This window comes from Massilia timonae (assembly GCF_001866515.1).
In the GTDB taxonomy this organism is placed as follows: domain Bacteria; phylum Pseudomonadota; class Gammaproteobacteria; order Burkholderiales; family Burkholderiaceae_D; genus Telluria; species Telluria timonae.
The window spans coordinates 3,236,630-3,253,721 of the sequence record NZ_JRYB01000001.1 but is presented as its reverse complement, the minus strand read 5'-3'; the positions used below and the strand labels follow the sequence as shown (position 1 = coordinate 3,253,721).

The 17,092-nt window shown below is 67.6% G+C and carries 14 protein-coding genes; 2 read left to right on the top strand and 12 right to left on the bottom strand.

Annotated features, from left to right (window positions below):
- Window positions 1-23: 23 nt before the first annotated feature.
- From LO55_RS14010 to LO55_RS13975, 8 genes are all read right to left on the bottom strand, one after another.
- Window positions 24-1,943: a hybrid sensor histidine kinase/response regulator gene (locus tag LO55_RS14010; RefSeq protein WP_071361920.1), complete on the bottom strand. Its 1,920-nt coding sequence runs from the start codon at window positions 1,941-1,943 to the stop codon at window positions 24-26.
- Between the two features lie 104 nt (window positions 1,944-2,047).
- On the bottom strand, window positions 2,048-3,460 hold the full coding sequence (rlmD, locus tag LO55_RS14005) for a 23S rRNA (uracil(1939)-C(5))-methyltransferase RlmD (RefSeq protein WP_071361919.1): 1,413 nt from the start codon (window positions 3,458-3,460) through the stop codon (window positions 2,048-2,050).
- Window positions 3,461-3,607: 147 nt separating this feature from the next.
- The gene (gene rpoS / locus LO55_RS14000) at window positions 3,608-4,648 is read right to left on the bottom strand and encodes an RNA polymerase sigma factor RpoS (protein ID WP_071361918.1); all 1,041 of its coding nucleotides are present in this window, start codon (window positions 4,646-4,648) and stop codon (window positions 3,608-3,610) included.
- A 7-nt stretch (window positions 4,649-4,655) separates the two neighbouring features.
- Window positions 4,656-5,516 carry a peptidoglycan DD-metalloendopeptidase family protein gene (locus tag LO55_RS13995; protein ID WP_005666231.1) on the bottom strand — a complete coding sequence of 287 codons (861 nt, stop codon included), beginning with the start codon at window positions 5,514-5,516 and terminating at the stop codon, window positions 4,656-4,658.
- A gap of 54 nt (window positions 5,517-5,570) precedes the next feature.
- Window positions 5,571-6,437: a protein-L-isoaspartate(D-aspartate) O-methyltransferase gene (locus LO55_RS13990; protein ID WP_071361917.1), complete on the bottom strand. Its 867-nt coding sequence runs from the start codon at window positions 6,435-6,437 to the stop codon at window positions 5,571-5,573.
- Window positions 6,434-7,183 (bottom strand): 5'/3'-nucleotidase SurE, encoded by a 750-nt coding sequence (surE, locus tag LO55_RS13985; RefSeq protein ID WP_071361916.1) that lies wholly within the window; start codon window positions 7,181-7,183, stop codon window positions 6,434-6,436. The genes LO55_RS13990 and surE overlap by 4 nt, the downstream gene beginning before the upstream one ends.
- 552 nt (window positions 7,184-7,735) lie before the next feature.
- Window positions 7,736-10,255: a tetratricopeptide repeat protein gene (locus tag LO55_RS13980; RefSeq protein WP_071361915.1), complete on the bottom strand. Its 2,520-nt coding sequence runs from the start codon at window positions 10,253-10,255 to the stop codon at window positions 7,736-7,738.
- An 8-nt stretch (window positions 10,256-10,263) separates the two neighbouring features.
- Window positions 10,264-10,872, bottom strand: coding sequence for a toll/interleukin-1 receptor domain-containing protein (locus tag LO55_RS13975; protein ID WP_005666225.1), 609 nt, complete (start codon window positions 10,870-10,872; stop codon window positions 10,264-10,266).
- Between the two features lie 177 nt (window positions 10,873-11,049).
- Here LO55_RS13975 and LO55_RS13970 point away from each other — a divergent pair, with 177 nt between their 5' ends.
- Window positions 11,050-12,024, top strand: a complete 975-nt coding sequence (locus LO55_RS13970; RefSeq protein ID WP_071361914.1) for an NADPH:quinone oxidoreductase family protein — start codon at window positions 11,050-11,052, stop codon at window positions 12,022-12,024.
- 17 nt (window positions 12,025-12,041) lie between these two features.
- Here the strand turns inward: LO55_RS13970 and yoaA are convergent, their stop codons facing one another.
- Together yoaA and LO55_RS13960 are read right to left on the bottom strand one after the other, a co-directional pair.
- Entirely contained in the window at window positions 12,042-14,090 is a 2,049-nt protein-coding gene (gene yoaA / locus LO55_RS13965) for a DNA repair helicase YoaA (RefSeq protein WP_071361913.1), read from the bottom strand.
- Window positions 14,091-14,121: 31 nt separating this feature from the next.
- Window positions 14,122-14,322 carry a YdcH family protein gene (locus LO55_RS13960; protein ID WP_005666222.1) on the bottom strand — a complete coding sequence of 67 codons (201 nt, stop codon included), beginning with the start codon at window positions 14,320-14,322 and terminating at the stop codon, window positions 14,122-14,124.
- Between the two features lie 181 nt (window positions 14,323-14,503).
- On the opposite strand from LO55_RS13960, the gene LO55_RS13955 reads away from it, so the two are divergent.
- Window positions 14,504-15,289, top strand: a complete 786-nt coding sequence (locus LO55_RS13955) for a PP2C family protein-serine/threonine phosphatase (RefSeq protein WP_071361912.1) — start codon at window positions 14,504-14,506, stop codon at window positions 15,287-15,289.
- On the opposite strand, the gene LO55_RS13950 is transcribed toward LO55_RS13955, so the two are convergent.
- Window positions 15,286-15,975 carry a hypothetical protein gene (locus tag LO55_RS13950; RefSeq protein ID WP_071361911.1) on the bottom strand — a complete coding sequence of 230 codons (690 nt, stop codon included), beginning with the start codon at window positions 15,973-15,975 and terminating at the stop codon, window positions 15,286-15,288. The two genes, LO55_RS13955 and LO55_RS13950, sit on opposite strands and share 4 nt — an antisense overlap.
- Window positions 15,976-15,989: 14 nt before the next feature.
- The gene (zapE, locus tag LO55_RS13945; RefSeq protein WP_071361910.1) at window positions 15,990-17,087 is read right to left on the bottom strand and encodes a cell division protein ZapE; all 1,098 of its coding nucleotides are present in this window, start codon (window positions 17,085-17,087) and stop codon (window positions 15,990-15,992) included.
- Between the last annotated feature and the right edge of the window lie 5 nt (window positions 17,088-17,092).

Here is a 17,092-nt window from a genome sequence, read left to right as displayed (position 1 = left end):
CGATGTCTCGGCGGCCGGACGCGTCAGCGCGACTCGACCAGCTCCTTGATCCGCACCGCCAGCGCGTCCACCGCGAACGGCTTGGTCAGCACCTGCATGCCCGGCATCAGGTGGCCGTTGCCGATCAGGCTGTTCTCGGCATAGCCGGTGATGAACAACACCTTCAGCTCCGGCCTGCGCTCGATGCCGGCTTCCGCCATCTGGCGACCGTTCATGCCGCCAGGCAGGCCGACATCGGTCACCAGCAGGTCGATGCGCGTATCGGACTGCAGCAGCTTGAGTCCGGCCACGCTGTCGGCCGCTTCGAGCGCCACGTAGCCCAGGTCTTCCAGCACCTCGGTCACCAGCATGCGCACCGACGGCTCGTCGTCGACCACCAGCACCGTCTCGCCCTGGCCGGCCGGCGCTTGCGGCGCCGGCGGCAGGCCGATGTCTTCGGGCTTGAGTTCGCCATAATAGCGCGGCAGGTAGATGCAGACCGTGGTGCCCTTCCCCACCTCGGAATAGATGCGCACCTGGCCGCCCGACTGGCGCGCGAAACCGTGAATCATCGACAGGCCCAGGCCCGTGCCCTCACCCATCGGCTTGGTGGTGAAGAAGGGTTCGAACACCTTGGCCACGATCTCCGGCGTCATGCCGGTGCCGGTATCGGTCACGCACAGCGACAGGTACTGGCCTTCCGGGATGTCGTGCGCCCTGGAAGCCGAATAGTCGAGCCATTTATTGGCGGTCTCGATCGTGATGCGGCCGCCGTCGGGCATGGCGTCGCGCGCGTTGATGCACAGGTTCAGCAAGGCGTTCTCGAGCTGGCCGGCATCGACCAGCGTCGGCCACAGTCCTACCGCGCCGACCACCTCGAGCGCGATCTGGGGCCCGATGGTGCGCCGGATCAGCTCTTCCATGCCGGCCACCAGCGCATTGACGTCGATCGGCGTCGGCGCCAGCGTCTGGCGCCGCGAGAAGGCCAGCAGGCGATGCGTGAGCGCGGCGGCGCGCCGGGCGGCGCCCTGCGCCACCGCGACGTAGCGCTCGAAGTCGCCGAAGCGCCCCTGGCGCATCCGGATCTGCATCAGGTCGAGCGCGCCGGTGATCCCGGCCAGCAGGTTGTTGAAGTCGTGGGCCAGGCCGCCGGTGAGCTGCCCCACGGCCTCCATTTTCTGGGCCTGGCGCAGCTGCTCTTCGAGGTGGCGCTGGGCGGTCGTCTCGATCCCGACGCCGGTGCGGCGCAGCGGCTGCCCGTGTTCGTCGAGATAGGTGCGCCAGCGCGAATGCACCCAGCGCACGACGCCGTTCGGATGCCGCAGGCGGTATTCGAAGTTCGCGTCCTTGCCCGAGGTGAGGCTGCCCGCGATCTCGGCCATCAGCGCCGGGCGATCGTCCGGATGGATGTTGGCCATGAGTTCCTCGGCCGGCAAGCCGCCGGCGGCGCGCACCGGATCCACGCCGTACAGGTCGGCGATCGCGGCGTCGCAGACATAGGTGCGCGCCTGCAGGTCGGCGGTCCAGATGCCGACGCCGCCCACCGAATGCAGGGCCAGGCGGGTGAAGTCCTCGGCGTCCTGCAAGGCCTTCTCGCGCCGGCGCTCGTGCGTCAGGTCGCGCCCGGCGGCATACACCTTGCCCTCTTCGAAGGCGCCGGTCCAGCCGAACCAGCGCCACGAGCCGTCCTGGTGGCGGAAGCGGTATTCGTAGGGCGTCGCCAATGGCTGTTCGAGGATGCCCGCGAACACGGCGAGCGTCGCATCGAGGTCGGCCGGATGGGTGAACTCGATGAACTTCCGGCCGACGATCTCGTCGTCGGCATAGCCCAGCAGCTTGCTCCATGCCGGATTGACCGCCTCGATCGTCCCATCCGATGCGGCGACGACCAGCAGCTCCTGGGAAAAGCGCCAGAAGCGTCCGCCATGATGCTCGTCGTTATTGCCGTGTTTGGTAGTGTCCATACGCACCTCTGTTTCCCAACAGTAAAACCGAGATGGATAGCGCGGTCTGTACGGTGTCGCTCATCCGTTACAGCTGCTTACCAAAACGCGGCAGCTTGCGGACCTCAGGCGGCGTCCGGCGTCGCGGGCACGTCGGCCGGCACATAGTGTGCGCCATCGGCGGGCCGCGCCGGCTTGTCTCCCAGCTCGAACACGCCGATCGACTCGACGTGCGAGGTATGCGGGAACATGTTCACCACGCCCGCCTTCTTCATCACATAGCCGGCCTTGTGCACCAGGATGCCGGCGTCGCGCGCCAAGGTCGACGGGCTGCACGAGACGTAGACGATGCGCTGCGGCATCAGCTCTTCGTGGGTTTCGCGCAGTTCGGCCAGCGCCAGCGCCAGGGCCATGGCGCCGTCGCGCGGCGGGTCGATCAGCATGCGATCGAATTTGCCCAGCGCCACCAGGTCGTCCTTGGTGACTTCGAACAGGTTGCGGGTCGAGAACGAGGTCTTTTCCGCCAGGCCGTTCGCCTTCGCATTGTCCAGCGCGCGCGTGGTGAGCGCCGTGCTGCCCTCGATGCCGACCACCTCGCGCGCCTGGGTCGCCAGCGGCAGGGTGAAGTTGCCCAGGCCGCAGAACAGGTCAGCCACGCGGTCGTCCTGCTGCACGTCGAGCAGGCGCAGCGCCTTCGACACCAGCACGCGGTTGATGTGATGGTTCACCTGGGTGAAGTCGGTCGGCTTGAACGGCATGCGGATGCCGAACTCGGGCAGCGTGTAATACAGCTCCTTGCCCAATGGGTAGAACGGATAGGCGGTGTCCGGGCCCTTCGGCTGCAGCCACCACTGGATCTCCCATTTGTCGGCGAAGGCCTTGACCAGCAACTCGTCGGCCGGCGTGAGCGGCGCCATGATGCGCAGCACCAGCACCGTGGTCTCTTCGCCGATCGCCACCTCGATCTGCGGCATCTGGTTGTAGATCGACAGGGCGCCGACCAGCTCGCGCAGCGGCACCAGCAGGCGCGCGACGTGGTCCGGCAGGATCTCGCAGGTGGTGATGTCGGCCACATAGGACGAGGCGCGCTCGTGAAAGCCCACCAGGACCCCGCCCTTCTTCGCCACGTGGCGCACCGACAGGCGCGCGCGATAGCGGTAATCCCAGGTCGGGCCATACATCGGGCGCATGATCATCTCGGCCTTCACTTTACCGAGGTGCCACAGGTTGTCTTCCAGCACGCGGCCCTTCATCGCCACCTGCGCGCTCGGCTCCAGGTGCTGCATCGAGCAGCCGCCGCAGTAGCCGAAATGCTGGCATTTCGGCTCGACCCGCATCGACGAGGCGCGCTGCAGGGTGACCATGCGGCCCGCTTCCCAGTTCTTTTTCTTGCGCGTCGTCTCGAAGCTGACGCGTTCGCCCGGCAGCGCGCCTTCGACGAAGATCACCTTGCCTGGCGAGCCGTCCTCGTTCTCGAGGTGGCCAACGCCGCGCCCGTCCATGTCGAGGGATTTGATGTCGATGAAGATTTCTTGCATGGTGATGAGAAAGTGGAGTGAAGGCAGGAGCCGGCCCCGGCCGGCGGCGCATGCTTCAAAGGCCGCGCATAAAAGAAAAATGGCCGAAACGGCCCGGCGGGCATGATAGCAAGGAATCGAAGTGGACGCTACCTGGTAGGGTTGCCGTTACAACAATGAATCGCGCACCACGCCGCGCGCCGCCATCGCGCGCTTGAGCTTGACCAGCGCTTCCTGCTGGATCTGGCGCACCCGCTCGCGCGTCACGCCCATCTCTTCGGCCAAGGTTTCCAGGGTGGCCGGGTCGTCGTTGTCGAGGCCGAAACGGCGGGTGACGACCAGGCGCTGCTTGTCCGGCAGCCGGGTCAGCCAGTCGCGCACCAGCAGCGCCACCTCCTGCTGCTCGGCGTGGGCGTCGGGGCTGCCTTCGCCGTCGTCGGGCAACATGTCCATCAGGCTCGATTGCGGATCGTTGTCGAGCGGCGCATCGAGCGAGGTCGCGTGCTCGGACAGGGTCAGGATGTCTTGCACTTCCTCGACCGGGCGGCCGACCAGGCTGGCGATGTCCTCGCTCGAGGCTTCCTTGCCGTCGTGCTTCTGGGCCTCGAGATGGTATTTGGCGCGCAGCACCCCGTTGAGCTCACGCACCATGTGCACCGGCAGGCGCACGGTGCGGGCCTGGTTCATGATGGCGCGCTCGATGCTCTGGCGGATCCACCAGGTGGCATAGGTCGAAAAGCGAAAGCCGCGTTCGGGCTCGAACTTGTCGATGGCGCGCATCAGGCCGATGTTGCCCTCCTCGATCAGGTCGAGCAGGACCACGCCGCGGTTGATGTAGTGCTTGGCGATCGAGACGACCAGGCGCAGGTTATGCTCGATCATCTTCTGGCGCGCGCCGAAGTCGCCGGCCTTGGCCAGGGTGGCGAAGTGGACTTCTTCGACGGCCGTGAGGAGCGGCCTGGCGCCGATCTGGTTCAGGTAGTGCTGGGTGGTGTCGGTCGCGAGCTCGGCCTGCAAGACCTTGCGCAGCTCGTCGACCGTGTCGATGCTGGCGTGGCGCGCGAGGGCATCCTCGCCCGCCGCGCCGGCCGCGCCGTCGACGCGGTCGGCATGGTCGAGATCGTCATCGGCATGCGCGCGCCCGCTTTCCGGCTCATCCGGAAACTCGTCCGTCTCCTCCTGGTCCAGCGGGTGCGGCGGCTGCGTCATACCGTTCCTAACGAACGGGCAAGAACCTCGTCGGGTCGACCGGCTTGCCCTGCTGACGAATCTCGAAGTGCAACTTGACCGCGTCGGCGTCGGAGTCGCCCATCTCGGCGATCACCTGACCACGGCTGACGTTGTCGCCCTCCTTGACCACGATCTTGCGGTTGTGGGCATAGGCGGACAACAGGCTGTTGCTGTGCTTGACGATGACGAGATTACCATAACCGCGGATGCCGCTGCCAGCATACATTACCTTGCCCGAGCCGGCGGCGACCACCGGCTGGCCCATCTTGCCGGCGATGTCGATGCCCTTGTTGCGGCCATCGTCGAAGGTGGCGATGACGCGACCTTCCGAAGGCCACATCCAGCTCAGGCGCGCTTCGTCGCTGGCGGCCGGGGCGGCAGGTGTGGCCGGCGCGGTGGTGGCCGGCGGCGTGGCGGTAGCCACCTTGCCTTCGCTGTAAGGGGTCTTGTCGGCGCGCGGTTCGGTCTTGCGCGGCACGCTGGCCGACGGCGGCATCGGCACCGGCTGGGTCTGCACATTGGCGCTGCGTTCGCCTTCCGGCTGGGTCACGCGCAATACCTGGCCGACCTTGATGTCGTCCGGATTGGCCAGGTTGTTCCAGGTCACCAGGTCGCGGTAGTTCTGGCCGAAGTCGAGCGCGATGCGCAGCAGGGTGTCGCCCTTGCGCACGGTGTACATGCCGCGCTCGTCCTGTTTCGGCGCTTCTTCCACGCGCGCGGGCGCTGGCCGGCTTGGCGCGGCGGTGACGGGGCGCTCGACGACCGGCGCCTGGCGGGTGGTGGTGGAACAACCGGCCACGAGGCCGATGAGGATCGTCAGGAGGGCTAAACGCGGTGCTTGTGTCATTGGCATTCTATTGTCTTATCGGCGTACGGCGGGCCTGGCGGCCCTTATTGGGTTTCAGATGGTGCCTGGGCGCAGCGGCACGAAGTGGCACGCTTCCAGCGTTTCGCTGGTCCACTCGGATTTGCCGGTGCGGGTAATACGGTGCAGGTGCTGCACCTGGGCGCCGACCGGCGCCACGAGATGCGCGCCGATGGCCAGCTGCTCGAGCAGGGCCCGCGGCACCTCGAGCCCGGCGGCGGCGAGGATGATGCCATCGAAAGGCGCGACCTGCGGCAAGCCTAGCATACCATCCCCATACTGCAAACGCAGGTTCGATATCCGCAGCGGCCGCAGATTGGTCTTCGCGAGCTCGTGCAAGGGCTTGATGCGCTCGATCGAATACACCTCTTTCGCGACGAAGGACAGGACCGCGGCCTGGTAGCCGCAGCCGGTGCCGATCTCGAGCACCTTCCCCAGCGCGCCGCCGGCCTGCCTTGATCCATTCATGACTTCGATCATGCGGGCGACGATATAGGGCTGGGAGATCGTCTGGTTATGGCCGATCGGCAGCGAGGCGTCGACATATGCCTGGCCGGACATGGCCGGTTCGATGAACAGGTGCCGCGGCACGGTTTCCATCGCCATCAGGACCTGCGGATCGCTCACTCCCTGGCGCGCGACGCGGCCCACCATCGCACGGCGCACCGCCTCGGTGGCCGCCAGGTCGGAACGTTGGGCGGCCGGCGCGCTGCTGGCCGCCTGCACATAGCCAGGCGTGCGTGGCGCCGGACCCGGGGACGGCGGCGTCCTGGCGCCGGTATAGGTGGTGGCGTTGCGGGTGGCGGTCTGCGGCGTCTGCACCGGCGCCGGCGTGCCGGGCTTGCGCACGCCGCTCGTCACCGACGACAGCGGCAGCGGAAAATTCGGGCGCGCATCCTTCATGCGAACCCTCCCGCCAGCAGGGCCAGCTGGGTCTTGTGGGTCAGGTCGATCTGCAGCGGCGTGATCGACACCCGCCCCTGCGCGGTCGCGTGGAAGTCGGTGCCCTCGCCGGCGTCGCGGCAGGCGCCGGGGGCGCCGATCCAGAAGATCTCGCGGCCGCGCGGATCCTGCGCGCGGATCACGGGCTCGGCCTGGTGGCGGCGTCCGAGGCGGGTCGGCGTCAGCGGGCCGATGTCCTCGTACGGCAGGTTCGGGATGTTCACGTTCAGCAGGAAAGGCTTGGGCAGCATGTCGAAACCGCCGGCGGCGAAACGCTCGACGATGTCGCGCGCGACGCGGGCGGCCGAATCGACGTGGGCCCAGCCGCCGTGCACCTGCGAAAACGCGATCGCCGGCAGGCCGAACAGGAAGGCTTCGGTGGCGGCGGCGACGGTGCCTGAGTACAGGGTGTCGTCGCCCATATTCTGGCCATTATTGATGCCGGAAACCACCAGGTCGGGCGGCGCATCGGTCATGCCGGTCAGGGCGATGTGCACGCAGTCGGTCGGCGTGCCATTCGTGAAATAGAAGCCGTTGGCCGATTTGTAGACCGACAGCGGCCGGTCCAGGGTCAGCGAATTCGAGGCGCCCGAGCGATTGCTGTCGGGGGCGACGACGACGATGTCGGCGATCGGCGCGAGCGCGTCCGCCAGCGCCTGCAGCCCAGGCGCCAGATAACCGTCATCGTTACTGATCAAGATTCGCATGGCGGAGATTTTACCCGAAGCAACGCCTGTATCGACGCCCGGCAGCAGAAATTCACGCCCGGATTTCACAATCCGGGACGGCCGATGAACCGCCTGATAACAGTGCGGCGGCCGTGCGACAGTTTACTGGACAGGCTGACAAGCTCGGAGATAACCACGCGATGCCGTCCTGTCAAGTTGCTTGTCGCGCAGTTAATGCGGGGCGTGGTGCGGTAGCGATGGCAAGTCGGCGCGGCGCGATGCGAAGCCGGCCAGGCTGCTATGGACTGGCGCCGCAATGGATGTCGGGTCGATGCCGGCGAGCCGGGGCCGGTGAACCCGGCTGGCAAGTCGACAAGTTGGCGCGGCAAGGGCTCGGCGGGACGGCGGCCCGTTGGACTGGTGGACTGGTGGACTGGTGGACTGGTGACTGGTCGTCTGCGGGCAAGCGGGCCGGCTGGCGGTTCGGCGCTCCGGCGATCGGGCATACGGGCGCCGGCATACGGGCGCCGGCGCAAGCACTTGCCCGGACCATGCCGGGCGTCGAGGCTGGCGCAGCGCCCGCACGCGCTTTCAGCGCATCGCCATCGGATTGTCGCGCGCCGCCTCGATCAAGGCCCCTTCGAGCAGCGACACTTCGTCCTGGGTGAAGGACAACAGCGCATCCTTGTCGCCCTCTTGCAGATAGACCTGCTTGATCATGGCGGCGCCGCGCCGGCGCAGCGGATGGGCGGCGCTGGGCCTGAGCACCGAGGTGCGCAGGCTGTCGGCCAGCGCCCTGGCTTCTTCAGGACTGCGGCTGTCGATCAGGTTCTGCAACTCGGTAAGCTTGTGACCCAGGCTGTCGGCCGCATGACTGGTTTCGGCATGCTCGCGCGGCGCCGCAAGTTCATGCTGGCCGTGCGCTGCAACGCCGTCCGCCGCAGGCGGCGACGATGACAGGCCGGGCGCCACGCCGCCCGGCGACAGGCTGGAACCGGATGCCCCGCTGTGCGCCCGCATCTGGTCCCGCATCTGGTGTGTCAGCTGCGCCTGCACGGCATCGTCCAGGGCGCCGCCGGGCGGCGGCGCGCCTTCGACTTCGCGCAAGTGCTGGCGCAGCTCGGCCACCTGTTCGCGCAGGCGGCGCGCGGCTTCGGTCTCGCCCTGCTGGCCCAGGGTGGAGGCCAGCCGCAGCTGCATATTGAGCGTTTCGGGATGGCCGGCTCCCAGGTGCCGCTCGCGCGTGCGCGCCAGCGATTCCTGGATGCTGCGCACCGCCGCCAGGTCGCCCTGCGCCGCCAGGATCTCGGCCAGCGCTTCGCGCACCGACAGTGTGCCGGCGGCGTCCAGGCCGTCGTGACGTTCATGGGCCCGCAACACCGATTCGAGCATGCGCCGCGCGTTGCCCAGTTCGCCCGTCTCGCCCAGCAGCAGCGCCAGCTGCTGGCCGCAACGCAGGGTATCGGCATGCTCGCTGCCCTGGCGCCGGCGACGGGCGTCGAGCACCCGTTCGACCACGATGCGGGCGCGTTCGAATTCGCGCTGCTGCACCAGGCTATGCGCCAGGTCTTCGAGGCAGTCGAGCGTGACCAGGTGTTCGGCGCCGAGCGCGCGTTCGCAGGTGGACACCACCTGCTCGTGCAGCGCCAGCGCGCGCTCGCCCTCGCCCAGCGCGGCCAGCGCCCGCGCCAGCTGCGAGCGCGCCGCCAGCGTCTCGGGCGCATCAGGGCCGGCCGTGCGCGCGCAGGCCTGGACCAGCAGGTCGTAATGGCGGCGCGCCTCTTGCACGACGCCGCTGTCGAGCAGGAGCGCGGCCAGCGCGACGCGGGCCTGGCGCGTGGCCGCGTGGTCGTCGCCAAGCAGGCGTTCGCGCACGGTCAGGCTTTCTTCGAGGCAGGCGCGGGCTTCGTCGCGGCGCCGCTCGCGTCGGCACAGCTCGCCCAAGCGGCCGAGGTGATCGGCAAGCGACGGTGAGCCGATGTCGTCGCCGCCGGTCTGGCGGCGGGCCTGCGCGACCGCCGCGCGCAGGCGCACTTCGGTCAGCGACTGCCAGGGGAAGCGGCCTGGCGCCAGCCATTCGGCCAGCAGCGCGGCATGGCGCCCCAGCGCACGGCGGTCGCCGCCCGGGCCGGCGGTGGACAAGGCGTCGGCCAGCGCCAGCTGGGTCTCGTCGAACCAGCTGTCGAGGTTGACGCGCGACCAGCCATAGCTGGCGCGCAGCAGCGCCTCGATGCGCGGCTGGTAACCCGGGCCATGGCGCGCATCGCCGCGCCGCCAGCGCGCATGCGGATCGCTGCGCGCGCCGTCGGCCGTGCAGGCCAGCGGGTAGAGCAGCAGCGGACGCTGTTCTTCTTCGTGGGTGCAGCGGTAATCGATGGCGCGCCGCAGCACGCCTTCGATGCCTTCGATGCTGCCCGGCGCCGGCGTGAACAGGCCTACCAGGCGGTCGGGCACCAGGGTCGAGCACACGCTGACGGCGGCCGAGCGCCCGGCGGCGCTGGCGACCAGCACGTGGCCGAAATGCTGCGCCAGGCGCGCCGCGAAGCGGCGGAACAGCGCCGGGCAGGCGTCGAACAGGGCTGGGTAGTCGAGCCGGCCCGCGCGTTCGGCATAGCTGCCGTCGAAGCGGCCGGCGCGCAGCAGGTAGAGCGGACGGCGGCCGTCGGCGCGCTCGAGATAGGCCTGCCAGCCGACGCCGTCGATCACGCGGTCGGCCAGCTCCTCGCCGCGGCCGGCGGTGTTGCGCAGCCGGGCGCGGCAGGCCTCGAGGAATTCGAGCAGCCCGGGCCGGGCCGCGTCGCCGGCGTCGTCGTCGGTGGCATGCGCGCCCGCAGGCGCCGCCGGGTGCGCGGGCGCCGGCCCGGCGCCATGCAGGGAAACAGCCAGGTCGGCAAACGGTTCATCGGCCGGCACTGCGAAATGGCGATGCAGCGCCGGCGCCTCGAGATCCCAGTCGATCACCAGCACCGGCGCCCCGGCGTCCCCACCCGCCAGCTGCAGCGCCAGCGCCGCGAGCACGGCATTGCGCGCCGCGCCGCCCTCGTAGGCATAGAAGCTCGTCACCGCGCCTGGCATGGCCAGCGGCTGGAGCGAGATACCTTGTTGGTCCATATGGCTCCTCATTCTTTTGGAAACGTCAGTTCTGGAACATCGCGCCATTCGGGTGGGACAGCGGGAAGCACGAATTGGTTGCAGTCGTGGTCGAGCGGCGTATGCTTTTTTTGACATGCATAATGGGCTGCAATCCGCTTGACCATCTTGTCAATGTCCGGCAAGAAGTCTGGATTCGACATCAGATCGGGCGTGGCCATCGTGTAGTGCGAGAAGTCGACATAGAAGCGCGCGTCGCTGATCTGGGGCGGCAGGGATTCGGGGTGGCGCGTCATGACGACCGGGATGATCAGGCGGCTCGGCAGCGTGTACCACTTGCCGCGCTCGGCCTCGATCAGGCGCATGGCCTCGTACTCGCGCCGCGTATAGGCGTGGGCCTCGTACTTGGGCGTGTAGATGAGGATCATGCAGACGCTCTCGCACATGGCGCGTGCGATCTTGCGGTCGAGATCGTCGCCGCCGCCCAACTGCTCGGTATCGACAAACAGTTCGTCTTCGTTGTCGAAGTAGGGTTCGAGATAGCAGCGCAGGGCGTCGGCCAGGGCCGACTTGAAGCGCTGCATCAGCGCGTGTCGGCCGTGGGCATAACTGAAGAAACAACCGTAACGGATTGCCATGCTTGTCCTCTGGTCCCGGCGCGCGTGGCGCCCGCATCCCAAGACTCTAGCGCGCAGTCCCTTGCCGGCTTTGCGGGCGGACAAGCAGACACAGGCCTTGCGGACGAAGATTCGCTCTGTTTCTTAAGGCATAATTCGCCCCGCCAATAACCCCGCTAATAAAACTGTGAGGAAGCAATGAAAGCCGTACGCTGCACCGCTTGGGGACCACCAGACAGCCTGGTGCTGGAAGACTTGCCGGAACCGGTCGCCGGTCCGGGCGACGTCGTGGTGGACGTGAAGGCGGCCGGCGTCAACTTCCCCGACGTGCTGACGGTCCAGGGCAAATACCAGGTGCGTCCTCCCCTTCCCTTCACGCCGGGCAACGAGTTCGCGGGCGTAGTGCGCGCCGTCGGCGCCGACGTCCGCGGCTTCGTCCCCGGCCAGCGCGTGATCGGTTTCACCCGCACCGGCGCCTTCGCCGAGCAGGCCGTAGCCCCGGGCAGCGCCTTCCTCCCGATGCCGGACGACATGGACCTCGACGTCGCCGCCGCGATCACGCTCACCTACGGCACCTCGTACCACGCGGTCGCCGACCGCGCTGCCTTGCAGCCGGGCGAAACGATGCTGGTGCTGGGCGCGGCCGGCGGCGTGGGCCTGGCGGCGATCGAGATCGGCAAGGCCCTCGGCGCGCGCGTGATCGCGGCCGCGTCCAGCGACGAGAAACTGGCGGCGTGCAAGGCGCACGGCGCCGACGTGCTGATCAATTATGAAACCGCGGACTTGCGCGAAGCGCTGCGCGCCGCCACCGATGGCCGCGGCCCGGACGTCATCTACGATCCGGTCGGCGGCAAGTACAGCGAACCGGCGCTGCGCTCGATCGCCTGGCGCGGACGCCACCTGGTGGTGGGCTTCGCGGCCGGCGAGATCCCGCGCCTGCCGTGGAACCTGATGCTGCTGAAAGGGGCGTCGGTGGTAGGCGTGTTCTGGGGCGACTTCACGCGCAAGGAGCAGGATGCGCACCTGGCGGCGATGGCGCGCATCACCGGCTGGATCGCGCAAGGGAAACTGCGGCCGCTGGTGTCGCGGCGCTATGCGCTGGCCGACACCGCGCAGGCCCTGAACGACATGGCGGCGCGCAAGGTCATCGGCAAGGTGATCATCGTGCCCTGACGCCGCTCAGGCCGCGCTCAGGCCGCGCTCTGGTCCGCCTCTTCGACCGGCCGGAAGAACTGGATCACCTCTTCCTGCACCCGGGTGCGCTTGAACGACGGCAGGCTCTGCCAGATGCGGCGGCCATACGGCTTGGTGATGATGCGCGGATCGCAGATCATCAGCACGCCGCGGTCCTCGACGTCGCGGATCAGGCGTCCGGCGCCCTGCTTCAGGGTGATGATCGCCTCGGGCAACTGGTGGTGCATGAAGCCGTTCATGCCCTGCTTTTCCATCACCTCGATGCGCGCGGCCAGCACCGGATCGTCGGGCGGCGCGAACGGCAGCTTGTCGATGATCACCAGCGACAGCGCATCGCCACGCACGTCGACGCCTTCCCAGAAGCTCTGGCTGCCGACCAGCACCGCATTGCCGGCATTGCGGAAGGAATCGAGCAGTTCGGTGCGGCCGCGCTCGCCCTGCACGAACAATGGGAAATCCCAGCCGCGCTCGGCGAACTCAGCGCGCAGGCGCTCGGCCACCTTGTTGACGGCGCGGATCGTCGTGCACAGGAAGAAGGTGCGGCCGCCGGCCGCCTCGATCACCGGCAAGGCGGCATCGACCACGGCGTCGGTGTACACGGCCGCCTGCGGCTCGGGCAGGCCGGTCGGCACGTACAGGATGCCCTGGTTCTGGTAGTCGAACGGGCTGGGCCAGGTCTTGGCCGGCTCGCCGGTCAGTCCCAGCTGGTCGGAAAAATGCTTGAAGTCGTTCTTCACCGCCAGCGTCGCCGAAGTGAAGATCCAGCTGCGCGGCGTGCCTTCTCTCTGGCTGGCGAAGATCGGCGCGATCGACAGCGGCGTCTTGTGCAGTTGCAGCGAAGACGAGAAAGCCTCGGCCCACAACACCGCCTGCTCGTTGGCCGGCGCCTTGTGGTCCGGCTTCCAGGCGTCGAAGGCGGCGGCCAGCTCGTGCGCGCGCACGCGGCAGGCTTCGATCGTCTCGGCGCGCGCGGAATTTTCTTCCAGCACCGTGATCATGCCGGCGATTTGTTCTTTGAGATTTTCAAGTGCCGGGAAAAACTGTGAAGTGGGCATGATCTGCGGCAGCGACAGGCGCAGGTTGCCGTCGCCAAACGACAGGCGCAGGTCGCGCGCGGCCTTCTCGACCACGGTCACCACCTTGGCCCAGTCCGGGCCGCCGCGCGCATGGGCCAGGCCCTCGGCCAGCACGTCGCGGCACAGTTCCAGCACTTGCGAGGTCGAGACCGACTGGCCGAAGAACAGGGTCGCGACGTCGGGCAGCTGGTGCGCCTCGTCGAAGATGATGGTATTGGCCGACGGCAGCAGCTCGGCCATGCCGGTATCCTTCAGCGCCACGTCGGCGAAGAACAGGTGGTGGTTGACCACCACGACATCCGCCTGCTGCGCTTCCCTGCGCGCCTTCATCACGAAGCAATCCTGGTAGTACTGGCATTCGGCGCCCATGCAGGTGTCGCGCGTGGAGGTAACCAGGTTCCAGACGGTGGCGGTCTCGGGCACCTTGGCCAGCTCGGCCTTGTCGCCCGAGCTCGTCATCTTGATGAAGCGCGAGATCTCGCGCAGGTGGCCGACGTCGTCGCGCGAGGTCAGCCGTCCGTTCTGCAGGGTGCGCTCGAGGTGGAAATGGCAGACGTAGTTCGAGCGGCCCTTGAGCAGGGCGACCGAGACCGGCGCGCGCAGGGCGGCGCGCACGGTCGGGATATCGCGCAGGAACAATTGATCTTGCAAGTTCTTGGTGCCGGTCGAGACGATGGTCTTGCCGCCCCACAGCAGCGCCGGCACCAGGTAGGCGAAGGTCTTGCCCGTGCCAGTGCCGGCCTCGGCCATGAGCACTTGCTGGTCGGCGATGGCCTGGGCCACGGCCTTGGCCATCTCGGTCTGCGACTGGCGCGGCTTGAACGTGCCGACGGCGGGTGCGAGCGGGCCGCCGGCGCCGAACAGGCGATCGACATCGGCGTCGTACTTGCCGGCGGGAGCCTGGGATTCCGGTGTTGCGGGAGCAATAGTCTCTACCGCATCCGGAGAAGCAGAAAGTTGGTCGGTCAAAATACGTGGTTTCGTTGGGCCTGGGATTGAATCAGGCCGGGATATCGGGTACCAGCTGCATCTTCAGCAGCGTAATATGATCTTTGAGCTGCAGTTTACGCTTCTTGAGGCGGCGCAGTTGTAACTGGTCAGCATGACCGTCCGCCGTCAACAGGGAGATGACGGCGTCGAGGTCGCGGTGCTCCACATCGAGTTCGATAATACGGCGCTGGATGTCCTGTACGTCAGTCATGTTGGATGCAGTTACGGGAAAGAATGGCGAAAAGCGCCGGCCAGGGCGGGCGCTCCGGATTATGCTATCTTGTTGCTACAAGATTAACTTGCAAGCTGGTGGCTTCTCAGTGCATAGTTTAATCGAGGCGGAGGTTGCCGCCAACAAAGATTGGCGTTAGCGTCCTGGAAAACACGGATTTATGACTTCTTACAAGATCGAAGCGGGCACCGCGCAACACATCGGGAACCGCCCCCAGCAGAACGACCGCGCCGCCCTGTTCACCGGCGCCCGCGCCCCCGGCTACGTGCTGGCGGTGCTGTCGGACGGGGTCGCCAGTCCGGCCGGGGCCGACCAGGTGCTGCACACGGCGCGCCAGGTCTTCGACGAATTCAAGCCCGGCGACCGTCCCGGCATCGAGCGCCTGGCCCAGCTGCTGCACGAGATGATCAGCGAGACCCACACGGTGATCAAGATGAATGCCGTGGCCACGCAGGCCGAGATCCACGCCAGCTTCGTCGGCCTGGTGATCAGCCCGCACGGCGAGGCGGTCTGGGCCCACGTGGGCGATTCGCGCCTGTACCGCTTCGAGCACGGCAAGTGCGCGGTGCGCACCAGCGACGCCGCCTATGTCGAGCACCTGGTCGCCAGCGACCGCCTGCCGCCGGAGGCGGCGCGCAACCACCGCCGCTCCAAGCTCTTGCTCAATGTATTGGGAAACAGCCGCAAGGAACCGTTCGTCACGACCGGCAGCCATACCGGGCTGGCCGCGGGCGACAGCTTCCTGCTGTGCTCGGACGGCCTGTGGCATTTCTTCACCGACGCCGAGCTGGCGGCCGTGACCGCCAGGACGACGCCGCGCCAGGCCTCCGAAATGCTCATCAACAAAGCCACGGAGCGTTCGCAAGGCAAAGGCGGCAATTGCACCATGGCCATCGTGAAGCTGGTCAAGCCGGCCCAGGACGGGTCGTTCGCCGGTCAGCGCTAGTTCGTTGGCGCCGGCTGATTGCCGCCCGTCCGCTTGGCTTCCTCGGCCGCGCGCTGGGCCGCCTTGGCTTCGCGCTCGGCCACGCGGCGCGCCACTTCCTTCTGGCGTTCTTCCGACTTGCGACGGCGCTCTTCATAGGCCGCGACATTGGCCGCGCGCTCGGCGGCTTCCTTCTCGGCGTTCGCCGCGCTTTCCTGGGCCCGCTGCTGGTTGCGCACCACGCGCGATTCGCCCGGCTTGGTGCGTGGCGGCGGCAGCGCCGCGGCGGCCGAATCCTTCGCCGGCGCCGGATCGGCGGCCAGCCTGGCTTCTTGTTCCGCATAGGCGGCATCGGCTTCGGCGATCGCCTTGTCACGCTCCTCGACCTTGAGGCGGCGCAGGTAGTGCGAGGCCTCGATCTCGATCGCGCGCTGCGTCACCAGGGCCGCGCGCCGCACTTCGCGGGCTTCGTCCAGGCAGCGGTTGACGAAGAATTTGTCGTAGCAAACCACTTCGCGCTCGGCAAAACGGGCCTCGATCGCGGCGCGCTCGGCCGCGACCGCGGCCAGGCGCTGTTCGGCCTGTTCGGGCGACGTGGTGGGCGCCGACGGCGCCTCCTGCTGCGCCAGCTCGGTGCTCGAGCAAGCCGCCAGCAACAGGGTGAATGCGGCGGCTGCGGTAGCGCGCAGCATCGGTTGTCTTGTCATGGTGTTCCTTTCGATCATGCAATGGCGTCGGCCGCGCCGCGCCGTTCGGCCAGCAGGTACTCGCGCGACTGCATCTCGATGATACGCGATACGGTCCGGTGGAATTCGTTCGCCAGCTGGCCCGTGGTGTACAGCTCTTCCGGTTCGACCGCGGCCGACATGATCAGCTTGACCTTGTGGTCGTAGAACACGTCGATCAGCCAGGTAAAGCGGCGCGCCTCGGACGACTGGGCCGCCGACATCGCCGGGATGCCGGACAGGATCACGGTATGGAACTGGCTGGCCAGTTCCAGGTAGTCGTTCTGCGAGCGCGGCCCGCCGCACAGCGTGGCGAAGTCGAACCAGATCACGCCGCCGGCGCGGCGCAGCGCGCGGATCTCGCGCTTTTCGATGGTCACCACCGGCGCTTCGTCGGCGGTGTCGGCCACCCTGGCATAGGCGTCGCGCAGCGCCTTGTCGGACGCCGCGTCGAGCGGCATGTAATAAGCTTCCACCTGCTCCAGCGCGCGCTTGCGGTAGTCGTTGCCGGCGTCGACGTTCAAGACGTCGAGTTTCTCCTGCAGCAGCGCGATGGTGGGCAGCATGCGGTCGCGGTGCAGGCCGTCCGGATACAGGGTCGACGGCTCATAGTTCGAGGTCATCACGAAGCTCACGCCGTTGTCGAACAGGGCCTTGAGCAGGTTGTACAGGATCATCGCGTCGGCGATGTCCGAAACGTGGAATTCGTCGAAGCAGATCAGGCGATACTTCCTGGCGATGCGCTTGGCCACTTCGTCGAGCGGATCGGCGACGCCCTTCAGCTCATCCAGCTGGCCGTGCACGGCGCGCATGAACTCGTGGAAGTGCAGGCGCGTCTTGCGCACCACCGGCACCACCAGGTAGAACGAATCCATCAGGAAGGACTTGCCGCGCCCCACCCCGCCCCACATGTACACGCCCCTGGGCACGTCGGGCCGGTTGATCAGGCGCTTGAAAGCGGACGACCGCTGGGCCTTGTAGTGGACCCAGTCGTCGTACGCCTGTTGCAGGCGGTCCACCGCCATCTGTTGCGCCGGGTCTGACTTGAAGCCGCGCTCGTTCAGCGCGTGCTGGTAATACTCTTGAACATTCATATTCT

Bases quoted from the DNA above. Each gene is read 5' to 3' on its own strand.
- LO55_RS14010 (WP_071361920.1), bottom strand. From the start codon at position 1,943: ATGGACACTACCAAACACGGCAATAACGACGAGCATCATGGCGGACGC.
- rlmD (WP_071361919.1), bottom strand. From the start codon at position 3,460: ATGCAAGAAATCTTCATCGACATCAAATCCCTCGACATGGACGGGCGC.
- rpoS (WP_071361918.1), bottom strand. From the start codon at position 4,648: ATGACGCAGCCGCCGCACCCGCTGGACCAGGAGGAGACGGACGAGTTT.
- LO55_RS13995 (WP_005666231.1), bottom strand. From the start codon at position 5,516: ATGACACAAGCACCGCGTTTAGCCCTCCTGACGATCCTCATCGGCCTC.
- LO55_RS13990 (WP_071361917.1), bottom strand. From the start codon at position 6,437: ATGAAGGATGCGCGCCCGAATTTTCCGCTGCCGCTGTCGTCGGTGACG.
- surE (WP_071361916.1), bottom strand. From the start codon at position 7,183: ATGCGAATCTTGATCAGTAACGATGACGGTTATCTGGCGCCTGGGCTG.
- LO55_RS13980 (WP_071361915.1), bottom strand. From the start codon at position 10,255: ATGGACCAACAAGGTATCTCGCTCCAGCCGCTGGCCATGCCAGGCGCG.
- LO55_RS13975 (WP_005666225.1), bottom strand. From the start codon at position 10,872: ATGGCAATCCGTTACGGTTGTTTCTTCAGTTATGCCCACGGCCGACAC.
- LO55_RS13970 (WP_071361914.1), top strand. From the start codon at position 11,050: ATGAAAGCCGTACGCTGCACCGCTTGGGGACCACCAGACAGCCTGGTG.
- LO55_RS13960 (WP_005666222.1), bottom strand. From the start codon at position 14,322: ATGACTGACGTACAGGACATCCAGCGCCGTATTATCGAACTCGATGTG.
- LO55_RS13955 (WP_071361912.1), top strand. From the start codon at position 14,504: ATGACTTCTTACAAGATCGAAGCGGGCACCGCGCAACACATCGGGAAC.
- LO55_RS13950 (WP_071361911.1), bottom strand. From the start codon at position 15,975: ATGACAAGACAACCGATGCTGCGCGCTACCGCAGCCGCCGCATTCACC.
- zapE (WP_071361910.1), bottom strand. From the start codon at position 17,087: ATGAATGTTCAAGAGTATTACCAGCACGCGCTGAACGAGCGCGGCTTC.